Source organism: Pseudomonas sp. TWR2-1-1, assembly GCF_049897045.1.
In the GTDB taxonomy this organism is placed as follows: Bacteria; Pseudomonadota; Gammaproteobacteria; order Pseudomonadales; family Pseudomonadaceae; genus Aquipseudomonas; species Aquipseudomonas versuta.
Window position 1 is genome coordinate 191,175 of the sequence record NZ_JAFCVM010000002.1, and the last position, 16,317, is coordinate 207,491.

Here is a 16,317-nt window from a genome sequence, read left to right on the forward strand (position 1 = left end):
CCACAATGGTGCGCCAGCGCTACAAAATGAATCACTCTGCACACCACCCCTCGTAAAACCCCTTCAAATATGTTCAACCTGAACATAAACCTCTATGCCCTCTGCCCGCTTTTTTCTGTTTCAGACCCCGGGCCAAAACAGGCCCGCTTATTGCTCTAGCCCCAGGGTGCCACTGACCACGGCCCTACCCATTCGAGGCGGAGAAATACAACATGAGTGCACCCGGCGAATTTCCTTTAAGCGAAGCCCCGCGTTCTGCGCGCAAGGGGCTGCTATCGATTTCCATGGTGTTGTTCAGCTTCACGTTCTTTACCGGCACCATGTTCGCCGGCGGCAAACTGGGCATGGCGTTCAACTTCGTCGACATGCTGTGGATTGCCGCCATCGGTAACAGCCTGCTGGCCCTGTATGCCGCCGCATTGGCGCTGATTGCCGCCCGCAGCGGCCTGAATACGGTATTGATGGGGCGTTTTTGCTTTGGCGAGGTCGGCAGCCGTCTCTCGGACTTTCTGCTCGGTTTTGCCGAACTGGGCTGGTTCGCCTGGGGCACGGCCACCGTGGCCATCGTGCTGGTGAAAATGCTCGGCCTGGCAGAAGGCTTCACATGGCCGCTGATGGTGTTTTTCGGGCTGGGTTTCAGTATCACCGCAATCATCGGCTACAGAGGCCTGGACGTATTGTCACGCGTCTCGGTGCCGCTGATGTTTATCCTGCTGATCGTTTCCATGTACATCGCCACCCGCCATGTCGGCGGCTTCAAGGGCCTGGCTGCAGTAATCCCCCATGAAGCAATGACCTTCTCGGCCGCCATCACCATGGTCTTCGGCACGTTCGCCAGCGGCGCGACTCAAGCCACCAACTGGACCCGGCTGTCGCGCACCGGGCGGATTGCCGTCATCGCCAGCGTCGTCAGTTTCCTGCTGGGTAATGGCCTGATGATCGTGGCGGGCGCATGGTGCGCCATGGTCTATCAGCAGGCCGACATCGTGAGCGTGATGATGCTCCAGGGCTTGTCGTTCGCGGCAGTGATCATGCTGTGCCTGAACCTGTGGACGATTCAGGGCCCGACCATCTACAACGTATCGGCGGCAGCCTGCCACCTGGTGCGCAGCGAACGGCGCCGCACCATGACCCTGATCGCCGCTGCCGTCGGTGTGGTGCTGGCCATTGGCGGCATGTATGAAATGCTGATCCCGTTTCTGGTACTGCTGGGGTCCATCATCCCGCCCATCGGTGGCGTGATCATGGCCGACTTCTGGTACCGCCACCACGGCAAATATCCGGCGCTGGCCAGTGTGAAGCTGGCGCGCTACAACGTGCCGGGCCTGAGCGCATATGCCTTCGGCGCACTGCTGGCCTATTGCTCACCCTGGATTGCACCACTGGTGGGAATTGCCGCCTCTGCCGTGTGCTACATCCTGCTGCTGGAAATCAGCCGCCGCCGCGCCGTGCTGCCGGTCGTGCAGGAGGACATTTGAGCCTCACGGTTGAAGAGATTCTGGGGCTGGCCGGCCTGGAAGAAATGACCCTGCGCGCCGGTGCCTGCAACCTGCAGCGCAATGTGCGCTGGCCCTACGTGGCCGAGAACGAAGGCCTGGCGCAATGGGTCATGGGCGGCGAACTGGTATTCGTCACCGGCATCAACCATCCCCGGGACGAGGCCAACTTGCTGCGCCTGGTGCACGAAGGCGACGCCAGTGGCATTGCCGGGCTGGTGATCCTGACCGGGGATGCCTTTATTCAGCGCATTCCGGATTCGGTCATAGCGCTGTGCGAGGAATATGGCCTGGCGCTGATCGAACAGCCGTACATGCTGAAGATGGTGATTGTCACGCACCTGATCGGCACTGCGCTGGTTCAAATGGCGCAGACCCGGCGCTCGCGCCACGACATTCTGGCGCAGTTGCTCAGCGGCGATTATCCGAGCCTGGCCACCGCCCGCCAGCGCGCGGCGCATTTGAAACTGCCTCTGGACGGCCCGCGACGCCTGGTAGCACTGCGGCTGTCTGCCGTCAGCGAGCTGTTCGACAACCATGCACCGGATGCGGCAGAACGGTTATTGCAACAAACGCGGCAGGCGGTACAGGATCATCTGGATAGCTGGAGCCGGGCCCTGCCCCGCGCGCTGCCGGTTATCGTTCAGGGCGATCTGTTCATCCTGCTCCTGAACGAGCGCGATACCATTCGCGCGGAGCTGGGCTGCCTGTATCGCGACTTGCATGCCATGATCGGTGACATGGCGCTGTTCATGGGGGTGGCGGGCAAGGGAGAAGATTGCGGGCACTACCATCAGGCACTGAACGAGGCACGTCAGGCGCTGGATGTTGCAGAAAATCTGCGCCCGGCCAGCGGTCTCTGTGATTTCAGTGAGCTGGGGGTATTGCGCCTGTTACAGGCCATTGGCGAACGCTCGGTGATCGAGGCATTCGTGCAACAGACCCTGGGCCCCATGATCGAGCCCCGTCGCAAACACCCCCACAGCCTGCTTGAAACCCTGGACGCCCTGCTCCACGAAAACGGCAATGCCCTGCAGGCGGCCCGGCGCTTGAATATTCACCGCAACACCATCAACCAACGGATACAACGCATCGAGCAACACAGCGGACAATCGCTCGATGACCCACTTTTCAGAATGAATGCTTCGGTTGCCCTCCTCGTGTGGCGCATGACCGAAGCCCAACGACAGGACCGACCATGAACATCATCAATGCCACGCTACGTAAAACTCCAGGCCTGTATACGGTCAGCTGCGAAGGCGAGCGCATTAGCGCTATCACCTTGCAGTCCGCCCGTGTGATGGCGCAGGCGGGCGATATCGACGCTCAAGGCCAATTGCTGATCGCGCCCCTGGTTGAACCGCATATCCACCTGGATGCAGCCCTGACTGCGGGCCAGCCCGAGTGGAACCTCAGCGGCACGCTGTTCGAAGGCATCGAGCGCTGGGCGCAACGCAAGGAAACCATCACCCACGAAGACACCAAACAGCGCGCCCACACCACCATCCGCATGCTGGCCGAGCATGGCATTCAGCACGTGCGCACCCATGTCGACGTAACGGACCCGACGCTGGCCGCGCTCAAAGCGATGCTTGAAGTCCGCGAAGAAGCACGCGGGCTGATCGACCTGCAAATTGTGGCGTTCCCCCAGGAAGGTATCGAGTCTTACGCTGGCGGCCGCGAGCTGATGACTCGCGCGGTAGAGATGGGCGCCGATGTGGTCGGTGGCATTCCGCACTTTGAAAACACCCGCGAGCAAGGCGTCAGCTCGATCAAGTTCCTGATGGACCTGGCTGAGCGCACCGGTTGCCTGGTGGATGTGCATTGCGACGAAACCGACGACCCGCACTCGCGCTTTCTTGAAGTGCTGGCCGAAGAGGCCCGGGTCCGCGGCATGGGCAGCCGGGTAACCGCCAGCCATACCACGGCCATGGGTTCCTACGACAATGCCTACTGCTCAAAACTGTTCCGCCTGCTCAAGGCTTCGGGGATCAATTTCGTTTCGTGCCCCACCGAAAGCATCCACCTGCAAGGGCGCTTTGACAGCTTTCCAAAACGCCGCGGAGTGACTCGCGTAGCCGAACTGGATCGCGCCGGGATGAACGTGTGTCTGGGCCAGGATTCAATCAAGGACCCTTGGTATCCACTGGGTAACGGCAACATTTTGCGGGTGCTGGACGCGGGCTTGCACATCTGCCACATGATGGGATTCGAGGACCTGGCACGTTGCCTGGATCTGGTCACCGACAACAGCGCCCGCACCCTCAACCTTGGCGAGGGTTATGGCATTGCCGTCGGCCGGCCGGCGAACCTGGTGGTACTGGACGCCGACAGTGATTACGAAGCCGTACGCCGCCAGGCCAAGGCCCGGGTGTCGATCCGGGCCGGCAAGGTACTGATGACCCGGGTGCCGGAGCGGGTTGAATTCAACAGACCCTGAAGCCATTGTGGGAGCTGGCTTGCCAGCGATACAAACGACGCGGTACAGCTGCAATACCGCACCGCTGCCATCGCCAGCAAGCTGGCTCCCACAATTATCAGGAAGCCGCCTGCTTCAACAACAAAAAAGCCCCGGCATTGGCGTGCCGGAGCGGGTTGAATTCAACAAACCCTGAAGCCATTGTGGGAGCTGGCTTGCCAGCGATACAAACGACGCGGTACACCTGCAATACCGCACCGCTGCCATCGCCAGCAAGCTGGCTCCCACAATTATCAGGAAGCCGCCTGCTTCAACAACAAAAAAGCCCCGGCATTGGCGTGCCGGGGCTTTTTTTATTGTGCGGCCCGCTATCAGGTCATCTGGATAATGGTCTGCATGATGGTGCTTTGGGTCGAGATGGTTTTGGCGTTCGCCTGGTAGTTGCTCTGCGCCTTGATCAGGTCCACCAGTTCACTGGTCAGGTTAACGTTGGAATCTTCCAGCGAGTTGGACTGGATGGAACCCAGGGTACCCACCTTCGGCGCATCGTAACCGGCCAGGCCGGAAGCGAAAGTCTCTTTCCAGGCTGTACCGCCCGCAGGCTGCAGGCCTTGCTCGTTGGTGAAGCTGGCCAGCGAGATCTGGCCAATGGCACGGCTCTGGTTGTTGCTGAAGTTGGCGAACATCACGCCCGAACCATCGATGGTCAGGTTGTTGATCTGGCCGGTCGCGTAGCCGTCCTGGGTTGGCGGGTTGCGCGAGGTGTCGGTGTTGTACTGGGTGGTACTGGCCATGTTGATGCCAAAACCGAGGTCTTTGGCCTTCGCGCCGTTGGACACCCATGCACCATTGACGGTGGCGCCCGGCATCCAGTCCGCGACAGTCAAAGTGCTGCCGATAATGTCAGGTTCGCCGGCAACCGGGTTCGGGGTCGTGACGCTGACCAGGGCACCGGTCGAATCAAAACTCATGGTCGAGGCCACCGGGTCTTTAGCCCCGGTGCCACTGACCGGGCTGCCATCAGGGTTGCGGCCGTCGATCAGGGTGTAGGTCTTCCAGGTGTTGGAACCGGTCTTCACCATGTACTGATCCATCGGGTGCGGGTTGCCCTGGGTATCGTAAACAGTGGTGTTGAATTTTTTGCTGTAGCTGGCGGTCTCGCCAGGGTCGAACTTGTTCGCGACCTGATCAATCGTGTCGGCGTTGGAGTTCAGGTTGATCGTGGACTGCACCGAGCCGGTCGGCTTGGGCGCCAGGTTGGAGGTATCGATGCGCAGGTCGGTCAAGGTGCCGTTGACGATATTGCCGTTTGCATCCACGCCATAGCCCTGCAGGCGCGCCGTGCCGTCAGTGCTGGTCACGTAACCGTCCTTGTCGGACTTGAAAGTACCGGCACGGGTGTAGCTCAAGGCGCCATTGTCACTGAGCACGAAGAAGCCGCTGCCCGAAATGCCCATGTCCAGCAGGTTGCCGGTGTTATTGATCGCCCCCTGACCGAAATTTTGCGAGACCGCCGCCAGGTTGACGCCGCTGCCGACCGTCTTGCTGCCGGTCCCCAGCTTGCTGGCCGAGTAGATGTCCGCGAACTCTGCGCGCGATGCTTTAAAGCCGGTGGTCGCGACGTTGGCAATGTTGTTGCCGGTCACGTCGAGTTGCTTGTTGGCCGCATACAGGCCGCTAAGGCCGATATTGAATGACATGTTTATCTCCTTGAGTCGGCTTAGAGGCCAATGGTCTGGACTTTGGATATTCCAATGCTGCCCAGGCCTGCGAGGTTGAGCATGATTTCGCCCCCGGTCTTGCTCAGGGTCACGCTATTGACCGTGGCTGGCAGGTAAGTGGTAAGCGCGGTGGTGGCAGTGTCGGTTTTGCTGGAGGCGGTAAAGGTGTAGTTGCCCTTGTCCAGCAACAGGCCGTCGCTATCCTTGCCATCCCAGGTGAAGTCCACATTGCCGGCTTTCTGGGTGCCCAGGTCGAGGGTCCTGACCACCTCGCCGTCCGCATCGGTAATGGTGATGGTGGGTTTGGAATCGGCGTCCTGTACCACCACGGAACCGTTAAACGGTTTGCCGCTGGAAGGGTCGACATAGGCTTCGCCGGTTTGCACGATCACCGAACGGCCCACCAGCGACGACGCCTGCAAGGCTTGCGAAGACTGCAGGCCACCGGTGATGGAGTTCACCGAATCGTTGAGCGTGGTGATGCCTTCCAGGCTGCTGAACTGCGCCAGTTGCGCCACGAACGCAGTGTTGTCCTGGGGGTCCAGCGGGTTCTGGTTTTTCAGCTGGGTCACCAGCAATTGCAGGAATGAATCCTTGCCCAGAGAACTGCTGCCGGCAACGGCCTTGGACGCCCCGGCCAGACTGGTGTCGGTGGTCTTGGCCTGAGCAGAGTTGGCGAGTACCTGATTAAGGGTCAGGCCGCTGGTGGAATCGGTCACACTCATTTGCGTCGTCCCTTATCACTGACCGAGGGTCAGGACCTTCTGCATCATGGTTTTGGCGGTGTTCATCATTTCCGCGTTGGTCTGGAACGAACGACTGGCAGAAATCATGTCAGCCATTTCTTCAACCACATTGACGTTGGGGTAGTACACGTAGCCCTTGGCGTCGGCAGAAGGATGGTTAGGTTCATAACGGGCCTGGAGTTCGCTCTGGTCCTCGACCACGCCCAGTACTTGCACACCGTTGCCGGCGCCGTCCTGGTTCTGAAACAGCGAACCGTCGGCGCCGTTTTGCGCGCCCTGAAACATGGTGGCAAACACCGGGTGCCGTGCGCGGTAAGTCTGGTCGATGCTCGACGACACGGTCTCGGCGTTGGCGATGTTACTGGCGACGGTGTTCAGGCGCGTGGTCTGTGCACTCATGCCGCTACCGGCGATATTGAAAACACTGGCTAGAGACATGAATTACTCCCCGCGCAGGGCTGACATCAGCCCTTTGAATTTGCTGTTGAGCAAGGTGAAGCTGGCCTGGAAGTTGACCGCATTTTCTGCGTAGTTCGACTGCTCCAGTTGCGCGTCCACCGTGTTCTGGTCGATCGACGGCTGCATCGGCACACGGTACTGCAGGGACTCGTCGCCGCTGCTCAGGCCTTGGGCTTCGATGTGCCGGCTGTTGGTCTTGTTCAACGCAAACGTGCCGTTCTGGTTTTTGTCACTCTGTGCGGCGAGCACAGAGGCAAAATCCAGATCCCGGGCCTTGTAGTTCGGGGTGTCGGCATTGGCAATGTTGTTCGCCAGCACTTCGGCACGCTGTGCGCGAAAGCCCAGGGCCTGTTCGTGGATACCGAGCGCTTTATCGAAGCTGATGCTCATGTCGGGAAACCTTTGTGGGCTGACCTGAATGTGATTCAGGCTTTTCATGACATGAACTGAGCAAACCCCGTGCCAATTACCCGAGGGCCGTATTTGCGGGGTTTGCAGGGATACGGGGAGCGGCAATGCCATAAAAGCGGCAATGCCTGACCGCCGACTGCCGCTTTTCTGCCGCTGCCTGCCCTGCCTGCCCCTGTAGGAGCGAGCTTGCTCGCGAGCTGTTGCGGCCACTGAAAAGCTCGCGAGCAAGCTCGCTCCTACAGGGAGTTGGCTTGCCAGCAATAGCGGTGAGCCAGAGTGTGCATCTGGTTCTGACACTGCGCCATCGCGAGCAAGCTCGCTCTTACAGGGAAAGATTGGCGGACATAAAAAAGGAGCCGTATGAGGGCTCCTGTTTTGCTTACTTGGCCTGGTAAATAATCCCCGGGCTGCATTGCACCATCCGGTAATGATCCGGCAAGCCATTGAGCGCTTCGGAGGCGCCCAAAAACAGATAACCACCCGGTTTCAAGGTGCTGTGAATGCGCAGCAAGATGTCTTTCTTCACTTCAGCCGAAAAGTAGATCAACACGTTCCGACAGAACACGATGTCGAATTTGCCAAACCCGGCATAGCTGTCCAGCAGGTTGAAGGAGCGGAACTCGACCCGATTTCTGATCGCCGTCTTGAGTACCCAGCGCCCCGGCCCCTTGGGCTCGAAATAGCGTTGCAAACGCTCTTGCGACAGACCGCGGCCAATCGCCAGGTTGTCGTATTCGCCCGTTCTGCAAGTGTTGAGCATCAAACTGGACAGGTCGGTGGCAACAATCTGCACGCCCAGCTTCAACTGGCCAAGGTTGCTGCGCTCGAACTCGTCAATCGCCATCGACAGCGAGTACGGTTCCTGCCCCGAAGAACAGGCCGCCGACCAGATACGCAGGCGCTGGCCGGGGTTGGCCTTGATCTGCTCGGGCAGGACTTTGTTCTTCAGCACCTCAAAGGGATAGGTGTCGCGAAACCACAGGGTTTCATTGGTGGTCATGGCATCGACCACCTGCTCGCGCAGCCCGCTGCGGGGCTGGCTCTGAATACGCTGAATCAGCTCGCCCAAGGATTTGATCCCTTGCTGCTCCATCAGCTTGTTGAGGCGACTGGAGACCAGGTACTGCTTGTTCTCACCCAGCAAAATGCCACAGGCTTTTTCCAGGAAAACCCGGAACTGTTGAAAATCCAAATTAGCCGTCGACAAATGATCAAGCCTCTTAAATCGTTTTGACCGCCAGGGGTGAACCCTGGCTATGGTCTGCTGCGTTGATCCGGTCAACGACCCGGGATGCCAGGTCATCAGGGCGAAACTTGGCCAGAAAGTCATCGGCACCGACTTTCTTGACCATTGCCTGATTGAATACGCCGGACAATGAAGTATGCAGAATGATGTGCAGATTTTTCATGCGTGGATCGTTACGAATTTCGGCGGTCAGGGTATAGCCGTCCATTTCCGGCATCTCGATGTCCGAGATCATCATCAGAAACTCTTCAGACGGGTCTTTACCCTCATCTACCATTTTGCGCAGGTAATCCAGCGCCTGACGGCCGTCGTTCAGTGATACCACCTCGACCCCGACCGTTTGCAGGCAACGGGCAACCTGTTTACGTGCCACCGACGAATCATCAACCGTCAGCACCCGTAAAGACAGCGCTTTGGCTTGAGTCTCGACATCCACGACACCCTGCGAAATGGCTTCCGGTGTAGGCGAAACTTCAGCCAGGACCTTTTCCACATCGATGATCTCGACCAGTTGCTCATCCAACCGCGTCACGGCCGTCAAGTAATGGTCGCGACCGGCACCTTTGGGCGGCGGATGAATGTCTTCCCAATTCATGTTGACGATACGCTCGACCGAGCGCACCAAAAAGCCCTGAGTCTTGGTGTTGTACTCGGTAATGATGACAAACGGGCTGCTTTGGTCCTGCAGCGCCCCCGAACCGGTAGCCATCGCCAGATCGAGAATCGGAATAGTCGCCCCGCGAATGCTCGCCACACCGCATACCACCGGATGGGATTTGGGCATCATTGTCAGTTTTGGGCATTGCAGCACCTCCCTGACTTTGAACACGTTGATCCCGTATAGCTGTGGCCCGTCCAGACGAAACAACAACAGTTCAAGGCGGTTTTGCCCTACCAGTTGAGTGCGCTGGTTAACCGCATCCATCACTCCGGCCATACACAGCTCCTGTTAAAACTTTAAGTTACGACACACATTGCCCGGCAAACGGCACGGGCTTTGCTATTTATCTGCCATGAACGCAAAAACGACAAAATCCTGCCACGTGTCACACAGCTATTTCAGACTGCTTGCGGCCTTGTGCCTGACGATTATCGGCATGCCGTCCTACGCGGAGGAATTCACATCTCCTGATCAGCTTATCGGCGTGACCCAGGGCTTTCTTGAATTCACCGTCGAAGACTACCTTGCCACTGGTCAGATTGAAGGCCGCTATCAAATTCAGGTCAACAATCTTGATCCCCGCCTGCGCCTGGCCAATTGCGACAAGGAATTGACAGCCAGCCTCGAGAGCCCTGCCCAGCCCATGGGGCGCGTGATTGTGCGCGTGCGTTGCGAGGGGCTCTCGCCCTGGACCATCTTTGTTCCGGCCCAGGTCAAACTGTTCCGCGATGTCGTCACCGTGACCCATCCCCTGCAGCGCGGCATGGTTATCGACTACGCCGATGTCGCCCTGCGCGAGCGCGATATCAGCCTGATCAATCAGGGTTACCTGACCGCGACCGAGCTGGCAGTGGGTCAAAAGCTGCTGCGGCCCATGGTCGCTGACCAGGTGCTGACCCTGACCCATCTGGAACAGGCTGCTGCCGTACGCAAAGGCGATCACGTAGTCATCAGCGCCCGTAGCGGCACATTAAGTGTCAAGATGCCCGGCGAAGCCCTGTCAGACGGTGGCCTCAGCGAGCAGATCCGAGTGAAGAACCTCAACTCCAAACGCGTTATCCGGGCCCGGGTTACCGCGCCGGGGCAGGTTGAGGTTGCACTGTAGGAAAATTGGCATCAGTTGGGTGACTTTCCTACACTGTGCCTTGACGCAGGTCAGTACAGACAAGCATCAAGCCGTGATTAATCGCGCCTAAAGTTTTCCCGGGTATGGCCGAAAACATGGCAAGCGTCCAAATATCCAGAGGTTTTCGTCATGGTCATCGACTTCAGTCGACTCAACAGTGCCCCGCCCCTAACCGGCAGCACCCGCAGCAATGCCAACCAGCAAGCAGGCAGCGCCACGCAAGCGGCCCCTGCAGCCAGCCCGGAACAAACCAGTGTCAGCGCCCCAAGCGGTGAATCTGTGCACCTCAGCCAAGAAGCTCAACAGTTGCAGAAAATCGGTGACTCGTTGCGTGACCAACCGGTGGTGGATAAAAACCGGGTCGCCGAACTGAAGCAAGCCATTGCCGATGGCAGTTATAAAGTCGACAGCAATCGTGTCGCCGGCAAACTGCTGAATATAGAAGCTGAGCGCTAGGCCCACGGCCAGTGCCAGGCTTTTGGACGCTTAAAACCCTTGAGCCCGACATGCACGACGAAAATTTGCTGCAACTGATCAACGATGACCTGGCACCGGCCACGCAGCTACTCGGCCTGTTGCAGGACGAGTCCATCGCCCTTAAAGGACGCGACATGCCGGTGCTGGAAAAAATTCTGGCGCGCAAACAGTCGTTGATCATCCTGCTTGAGCAACATGGCCGCCGACGCAGCGAGATACTGGCAAGCCTGGGCTTGCCCACCAACCGCAGCGGCCTTGAAAGTCTTGCCAGCCATTCCAGCGTAGGCGAGCAATTACTGGCGCAAAGCGATGTTCTGAACCAATTGCTGGCGCAGTGTCAGGCCGCCAACCTGGTGAATGGCCAATCAATCCAGACTCAACAGGCGATCACCGCCAATCAATTGCGCATCCTGCATGGCGGCGAAGCACCTTCGCTGTATGACGCGCGCGGCTCAACCTCAATGCTCAACAAGCCCCGCGCTTACAGCCAGGCCTGAGCCGGCACGGTCACGCTATCTAGAGTCGCCACATAATGGCAAAATGCTACCAATTGCGTGTTGCTGTTCTTTTGTCCGGAGACTGCTGAACCGTGTTCGATTCCCAAGATGCTCCGCAGCTACCCAAGGTGCTCACCACACCTCTGGAAGTGGCCTCCAGCCTGCGCCTGCTGCAAGAGAGCCATGACCCGCTGATCATTACCTTCCAAGACCGCAGCCAGCGCTTTCAGAGCTATGTGGTCGAAGTGGATCGCGCAGGCAATTGCATGGCCCTGGACGAAATGATCCCCCGCGACGGCGAACGTTTTCTTCAGGAGGGCGTACCGTTTCGGGTTGAAGGCTTCCATGAGGGCGTAAGAATTGCCTGGGAATGCAGCACCCGTCTGACCATCGACGACACCCATGGCCACCGTTGCTACCGCACGGCCCTGCCGGGCGAAGTGCTGTACCACCAGCGGCGCAACGCCTTTCGCGCGGCGCTCAAACTGGTCAATCTGGTCAATGTGCAAGTGGCCGGCGAAAAGCTCAAGGCACCGCTCCAGGGCAAGTTGCTGGACGTGTCGGCCACTGGTTGCAAGTTGCGCTTTGAAGGTGACATCGGCGAATGCATTCAACTGGGCCAGGTGTATGAGCGCTTCACTGCAGGCCTGCCCTTCGGTTCCATGACCACGCCCGTGGAGTTGCGCTACCTGCACTTTGAGGAACACCTCAATATCACCTTTGCCGGCATGCGCTTTCACAACATCAGCGGTGGTGTGCAGCGCCAGGTCGAACGCTTTGTGTATCAATTGCAGCGTGAAGCGCGCCAGTTTGATAAAGACGACTATTAAAAACCTGTAGGAGCGAGCTTGCTCGCGAGCTTTTTGCTCTCTCGTTGAAGAGCTCGCGAGCAAGCTCGCTCCTACAGTCAAGCTTGCTCCTGCAGTCAGGCTCGCGCCTGCAGGTCAGGGCTCTGGCTTGATTTCAGGCTCTGAATGCTCAGCTTCAGGCTCCGGTGCGATGTTATCCACCATCTGGTCCTGCACCACCTGTTCATCCACCCGCGGGTCAAGCGCTGCCACCAGCGGAGAGCTGGACATGCTGTCAGGCATGGCCACGTGATGCAGAGGTGCATCGTCAACCTGGTGCAGGTTGGTGACCGCATTCGGCCGTATACGCCAAACCAGCAATAACCCCGCCACGCTGAAAAACGCGTAGAGCATATGGCTGCCAAACAGCTTCATCAGCACGCCAGTCACCAGAGGGCCGATACTCGCGCCAATGCCATAGGTCACCAGCAACATGGCGGTCAGCGAAACGCGGCGCTCACCTTCAATGTGGTCGTTGGCAAACGCCACCGCCAGCGGATAGATACAGAACTGCACCAAAGCACTCAAGCAACCTGCTGCGAACAATACTTGCAGCGGCACGGAGGGCAGGATTGCCAGGGGCAATGAAACCACCGCCAGGATGAAAGCAAAGATACGGATCAGTAACGGCCGGTCATAACGGTCCGACAACCAGCCCAACGGCCACTGCACCAGCAGACCGGCGAAAATGCAGCAGCCCATGTACAAGCCGACCAGTTCGGTGGACAGCCCTTGCTGCGAGGCATACAACGGCGCCAGGCCATAGAAGGAACCGACCAGCGAACCGGCGCCAAGCACCGCAATCAATGACTGCGGAACCCGCTTGATAAAAAATTTCGGGTCCATCGGTGCCGGGTGCAACGGCGCCGGGTGAATGCGCCGGGTCATGGCCACAGGCACCAGGCACAAGGCAAAACACAAGGCTACCAGCATCAGCAATTCAGGGCCCAGGGCCGGATGAATCACCAGTATCAACTGGCCGAGCACCAGGCCCAGGTAGGAGGCGATCATGTACAGGCTGAACACCACGCCACGCTGCTTGTCCTCTGCCTGCTCGTTGAGCCAGCTTTCGATGACCATGTACTGGCACATCATGCCCAGGCCGACGATCACCCGCAGCAGCAGCCACATCGGCAGCCAGTCCGTCAGACCGTGGCACAGCACCGCCGCCCCGACGATACCGGCGCACGTGGCATACGCCCGGATATGTCCAACCCGGGCAATCAGCCGGTGGCCGATCTTGCCGCCCAGCACCAGGCCAAAATAGTTGGCGGCCATCAACGCGCCGATCCACAAACCATCGACATCGTCGGCAGCCAGGCGCAGGGCCAGGTAAGTACTCAATAGCCCGGAGCCGATCAACATCATCAGCGAGGCAAAATACAAGGCTCGAAAAGACTTCCAGATTTGATGCATGGCGTTCCGTGCGACTCCTTGTACGGGCCGCCGGCGATCCTTCGATAGCCGGCGTCCACAGTGTCAAACGCTCATGCCAGCGGGCAGTGAAGCGTTTAACGATTAAGCCTGAGCCGCCAATACACGACGTTCCCAGGGGGTGATTTCATCATAGAAGCTGGTCAATTCCAGGGTCTTGGACGCGATGTAACCTTCGATGAACTCCTTACCGAACAGTTCCATCGCCAAGTGACTGCGTTTGAGACGCTCAAGGGCCGCATGCAAGGTACATGGCAGGGACAAAGAATCCGGCACGTCGAATTCACCCTGGATCGCAGCCGTCGGTTCCAGCTCGTTTTCAATCCCGTACAGGCCTGCCGCAAGGCTCGCGGCAATCGCCAGGTACGGGTTGGCGTCAGCCCCCGGCAAGCGGTTTTCGACCCGTCGTGCGACGGGTGAACTGGCCGGAATCCGCAACCCTGCCGCCCGATTGTCGTGGGACCAGCAGGCATTGTTCGGCGATGCATACGGGTGGCACAGGCGCTGGTAGGAATTGACGTTCGGTGCAAACAGCGCCGTAAAGTCAGCCATGCCCGCCTGTTGCCCGCCGATAAAGTGACGGAAGGTGGCTGTCGGCTCCCCCGCCTGATCGCTGAACACGTTGCGGCCGCTGTGCGCCTCCACCACGCTTTGGTGAATGTGCATCGAGCTGCCGGCAGTGTGTGCAAGAGGCTTGGCCATGCACACCACGGTCAGCCCGTGCTTGAGCGCGACTTCTTTAAGCAGGTGCTTGAACAAAAAGGTCTGGTCGGCCAGCAGCAGCGGATCACCATGCAGCAGGTTGATCTCGAACTGGCTGACGCCCATCTCGTGCATGAAGGTGTCACGTGGCAGGCCCAGGGCTGCCATGCATTCATAAACTTCACTGAAGAACGGACGCAGACCGTTATTGGAGCTGATGCTGAACGCCGAAAAGCCGTCCTCGCGACGACCGTCCAGGCCCACAGGCGGACGGAACGGCTGGGTCGGATCCGGGTTGGGAGCAAACACAAAAAACTCGAGCTCGGTGGCCACCACCGGTGCCAGGCCACGAGCGGCGTAACGGGCGATCACCGCCTTCAACTGGCCCCGGGTCGACAGGCGCGAACTTTCACCGCTGAACTCATCGGCATCGCAAATGGCCAGCGCACGAGGCTGCTGGCTCCAGGGCAAGGGGTAGATGTGTGCCGGGTCCGGCACCAGCGCCAGGTCACCGTCATCGCTGCCGTAAAAGCGCGATTCGGGGTAACCGCCCATGATGCATTGCAGCAGCACGCCCCGGGCCATTTGCAGGCGCCGGCCTTCGAGGAACCCCGCGCCAGTCATCACCTTGCCGCGCGGCACGCCGTTCAAATCGGGGGTTACACATTCAATTTCGTCAATGCCGGTCAATCGCTGTGCGAGAGAACGCTGGTCATCGGTCGTCATGACACTTTCCTTGTTGTTTTACGGGCCGCGAACGGCAACCTGTACAAAATACGCACCACCCGTTCGGGATTTCAAGCAGTACGCGTAACAACCACTGCGATCTTGTAGCAGCGCTCGAGTGCAACGAGGCCGCGTCCGGTTGCGCAGCAGCCGCAACTCCTGCCACCCGATTACTTCTGCAGTACAGCAGCAGTCTGGATTACGAGGACTTCGTCCTCGAACGCGGCCTCGTTCCACTCGTCCGCTGCTACGACTTGTTCATTTGGCTCTGTGCAACCGCAACACAAGCCATTAGGGTGACGATTCTATTTTTTCCTCGCAGTGCCCGGCATGCCTAAAGACGACACTCACTTGATCACCGCCCACGATGTTGCTCGCCATGCCGGGGTCTCGCGCTCGGCGGTTTCACGCACGTTCACTCCGGGCGCCAGCGTGTCGCCGCATACCCGCGACAAGGTCATGGCTGCCGCCCAGGCACTGGGTTATCAGGTCAATCTGATCGCCCGCACCATGAACAAGGGTTACAGCAATTTCGTCGGCGTGGTCACCGCAGGCTTTGAAAGCCCGTTCCGGGCCAGCCTGTTGAGCCCGATCACCGTGGCGCTGAACAGACAAGGGCTGATGCCGCTGTTGATGAACGCCGATGACCCGCTGCAACTCGAACAGTCACTGCATGAACTGCTCAGCTATCAGATTGCCGGGGTGATTCTGACTTCGGCATCGCCGCCGCTGTCGGTGGTCCAGCATTACCTGAAACACCAGATCCCGGTGGCCATGATCAACCGCGGACACGAACTGGAGGGCGCCGAAGTCATCGGCAGCGACAACCGCGGCGGCGGTCGCCTGGCAGCCGACACCCTGCTCGCCGGCGGCGCGAAGCGCCTGGCTTTTATCGGTCAGGGCACACACAACTTCAGTAGCCGGGAACGCTGGGAAGGCTTTCGCGACCGGCTCGCCGAAGTCGGCCTCAGCCCAGTGGCGGTGCTGGATGCCGCACCCGGCTATGACGGCGGGCTCAGCGCAGTCCAACAATTGTTCAGCGCCACTGAATGGCCCGATGCACTGTTTTGTGCAACCGACATGCTGGCCATGGGCGCGCTGGACGGGCTGCGCTTCAAGTTGCAGTTGTCCGTTCCCAACGATGTACAAGTCATAGGTTTCGACGATATTCCCCAGGCGGCACACCTGGCCTACAACCTCACCACCCTGCGCCAGAACAGCAATGCACTGGCAGCAAGCGCGGTAGCTGCCATTGTCGCCCGTCGCAAAAATTTTCAGCAACGAAGCGTGCACGGCTCTATTGCGGTGTCCTTGGTCAGTCGCGGCAGCACGATAGAATAATTTGTGT

The 16,317-nt window shown here is 59.1% G+C and carries 16 protein-coding genes; 8 read left to right on the forward strand and 8 right to left on the reverse strand.

Translation table 11 applies throughout. The annotated features are described in order from the left end of the window. The first annotated feature begins 212 nt into the window (after positions 1 to 212). The 3 genes from codB to codA are packed head-to-tail and all read left to right on the forward strand — an operon-like array spanning position 213 to position 3,936. On the forward strand, positions 213 to 1,478 hold the full coding sequence (gene codB / locus ACP7BO_RS05815; RefSeq protein WP_073509699.1) for a cytosine permease: 1,266 nt from the start codon (positions 213 to 215) through the stop codon (positions 1,476 to 1,478). Then, entirely contained in the window at positions 1,475 to 2,698 is a 1,224-nt protein-coding gene (locus tag ACP7BO_RS05820; RefSeq protein WP_426209084.1) for a PucR family transcriptional regulator, read from the forward strand. Before codB ends, ACP7BO_RS05820 begins: the two co-directional genes overlap by 4 nt. Then, the gene (codA, locus tag ACP7BO_RS05825) at positions 2,695 to 3,936 is read left to right on the forward strand and encodes a cytosine deaminase (protein WP_060694378.1); all 1,242 of its coding nucleotides are present in this window, start codon (positions 2,695 to 2,697) and stop codon (positions 3,934 to 3,936) included. The genes ACP7BO_RS05820 and codA overlap by 4 nt, the downstream gene beginning before the upstream one ends. 350 nt (positions 3,937 to 4,286) lie before the next feature. Here the strand turns inward: codA and flgE are convergent, their stop codons facing one another. The 6 genes from flgE to ACP7BO_RS05855 all read right to left on the reverse strand — a co-directional run bounded on the left by flgE (position 4,287) and on the right by ACP7BO_RS05855 (position 9,435). Further along, positions 4,287 to 5,615 (reverse strand): flagellar hook protein FlgE, encoded by a 1,329-nt coding sequence (gene flgE, locus ACP7BO_RS05830; protein WP_060694381.1) that lies wholly within the window; start codon positions 5,613 to 5,615, stop codon positions 4,287 to 4,289. A 20-nt stretch (positions 5,616 to 5,635) separates the two neighbouring features. Next, positions 5,636 to 6,361, reverse strand: coding sequence for a flagellar hook assembly protein FlgD (gene flgD / locus ACP7BO_RS05835; protein WP_060694383.1), 726 nt, complete (start codon positions 6,359 to 6,361; stop codon positions 5,636 to 5,638). Positions 6,362 to 6,376: 15 nt separating this feature from the next. Further along, positions 6,377 to 6,820: a flagellar basal body rod protein FlgC gene (gene flgC, locus ACP7BO_RS05840; protein ID WP_397454488.1), complete on the reverse strand. Its 444-nt coding sequence runs from the start codon at positions 6,818 to 6,820 to the stop codon at positions 6,377 to 6,379. A 3-nt stretch (positions 6,821 to 6,823) separates the two neighbouring features. Then, positions 6,824 to 7,231 carry a flagellar basal body rod protein FlgB gene (gene flgB / locus ACP7BO_RS05845; protein WP_060694387.1) on the reverse strand — a complete coding sequence of 136 codons (408 nt, stop codon included), beginning with the start codon at positions 7,229 to 7,231 and terminating at the stop codon, positions 6,824 to 6,826. Between the two features lie 400 nt (positions 7,232 to 7,631). Further along, complete coding sequence (gene cheR / locus ACP7BO_RS05850; protein WP_060694389.1) at positions 7,632 to 8,459, reverse strand: protein-glutamate O-methyltransferase CheR; 828 nt, start codon at positions 8,457 to 8,459, stop codon at positions 7,632 to 7,634. A 13-nt stretch (positions 8,460 to 8,472) separates the two neighbouring features. Next, entirely contained in the window at positions 8,473 to 9,435 is a 963-nt protein-coding gene (locus ACP7BO_RS05855) for a chemotaxis protein CheV (protein WP_397454489.1), read from the reverse strand. 76 nt (positions 9,436 to 9,511) lie between these two features. Here ACP7BO_RS05855 and flgA point away from each other — a divergent pair, with 76 nt between their 5' ends. The 4 genes from flgA to ACP7BO_RS05875 all read left to right on the forward strand — a co-directional run bounded on the left by flgA (position 9,512) and on the right by ACP7BO_RS05875 (position 12,089). Then, positions 9,512 to 10,264 (forward strand): flagellar basal body P-ring formation chaperone FlgA, encoded by a 753-nt coding sequence (gene flgA / locus ACP7BO_RS05860; protein WP_397454490.1) that lies wholly within the window; start codon positions 9,512 to 9,514, stop codon positions 10,262 to 10,264. 150 nt (positions 10,265 to 10,414) lie between these two features. Then, a complete protein-coding gene (gene flgM, locus ACP7BO_RS05865; protein ID WP_397454491.1) occupies positions 10,415 to 10,741 on the forward strand; it encodes a flagellar biosynthesis anti-sigma factor FlgM in 327 nt (108 codons plus the stop codon). Positions 10,742 to 10,791: 50 nt separating this feature from the next. Further along, entirely contained in the window at positions 10,792 to 11,259 is a 468-nt protein-coding gene (locus tag ACP7BO_RS05870) for a flagella synthesis protein FlgN (RefSeq protein WP_060694395.1), read from the forward strand. 92 nt (positions 11,260 to 11,351) lie between these two features. Then, entirely contained in the window at positions 11,352 to 12,089 is a 738-nt protein-coding gene (locus ACP7BO_RS05875) for a flagellar brake protein (RefSeq protein WP_426209090.1), read from the forward strand. Between the two features lie 114 nt (positions 12,090 to 12,203). On the opposite strand, the gene ACP7BO_RS05880 is transcribed toward ACP7BO_RS05875, so the two are convergent. After that, positions 12,204 to 13,523 carry an MFS transporter gene (locus ACP7BO_RS05880; protein WP_060694399.1) on the reverse strand — a complete coding sequence of 440 codons (1,320 nt, stop codon included), beginning with the start codon at positions 13,521 to 13,523 and terminating at the stop codon, positions 12,204 to 12,206. 102 nt (positions 13,524 to 13,625) lie between these two features. Beyond that, positions 13,626 to 14,867, reverse strand: coding sequence for a glutamine synthetase family protein (locus tag ACP7BO_RS05885; RefSeq protein ID WP_397457294.1), 1,242 nt, complete (start codon positions 14,865 to 14,867; stop codon positions 13,626 to 13,628). A gap of 432 nt (positions 14,868 to 15,299) precedes the next feature. Here ACP7BO_RS05885 and ACP7BO_RS05890 point away from each other — a divergent pair, with 432 nt between their 5' ends. Next, complete coding sequence (locus ACP7BO_RS05890; RefSeq protein WP_426209092.1) at positions 15,300 to 16,310, forward strand: substrate-binding domain-containing protein; 1,011 nt, start codon at positions 15,300 to 15,302, stop codon at positions 16,308 to 16,310. Positions 16,311 to 16,317: the final 7 nt, after the last annotated feature.

Coding starts and splice junctions, on each gene's coding strand:
- flgE (WP_060694381.1), bottom strand. CDS start 5,615: ATGTCATTCAATATCGGCCTTAGCGGCCTGTATGCGGCCAACAAGCAA.
- flgB (WP_060694387.1), bottom strand. CDS start 7,231: ATGAGCATCAGCTTCGATAAAGCGCTCGGTATCCACGAACAGGCCCTG.
- flgD (WP_060694383.1), bottom strand. CDS start 6,361: ATGAGTGTGACCGATTCCACCAGCGGCCTGACCCTTAATCAGGTACTC.
- flgC (WP_397454488.1), bottom strand. CDS start 6,820: ATGTCTCTAGCCAGTGTTTTCAATATCGCCGGTAGCGGCATGAGTGCA.
- ACP7BO_RS05890 (WP_426209092.1), top strand. CDS start 15,300: ATGCCTAAAGACGACACTCACTTGATCACCGCCCACGATGTTGCTCGC.
- ACP7BO_RS05880 (WP_060694399.1), bottom strand. CDS start 13,523: ATGCATCAAATCTGGAAGTCTTTTCGAGCCTTGTATTTTGCCTCGCTG.
- flgA (WP_397454490.1), top strand. CDS start 9,512: ATGAACGCAAAAACGACAAAATCCTGCCACGTGTCACACAGCTATTTC.
- codB (WP_073509699.1), top strand. CDS start 213: ATGAGTGCACCCGGCGAATTTCCTTTAAGCGAAGCCCCGCGTTCTGCG.
- flgM (WP_397454491.1), top strand. CDS start 10,415: ATGGTCATCGACTTCAGTCGACTCAACAGTGCCCCGCCCCTAACCGGC.
- codA (WP_060694378.1), top strand. CDS start 2,695: ATGAACATCATCAATGCCACGCTACGTAAAACTCCAGGCCTGTATACG.
- ACP7BO_RS05885 (WP_397457294.1), bottom strand. CDS start 14,867: ATGACTGGCGCGGGGTTCCTCGAAGGCCGGCGCCTGCAAATGGCCCGG.
- ACP7BO_RS05870 (WP_060694395.1), top strand. CDS start 10,792: ATGCACGACGAAAATTTGCTGCAACTGATCAACGATGACCTGGCACCG.
- ACP7BO_RS05855 (WP_397454489.1), bottom strand. CDS start 9,435: ATGGCCGGAGTGATGGATGCGGTTAACCAGCGCACTCAACTGGTAGGG.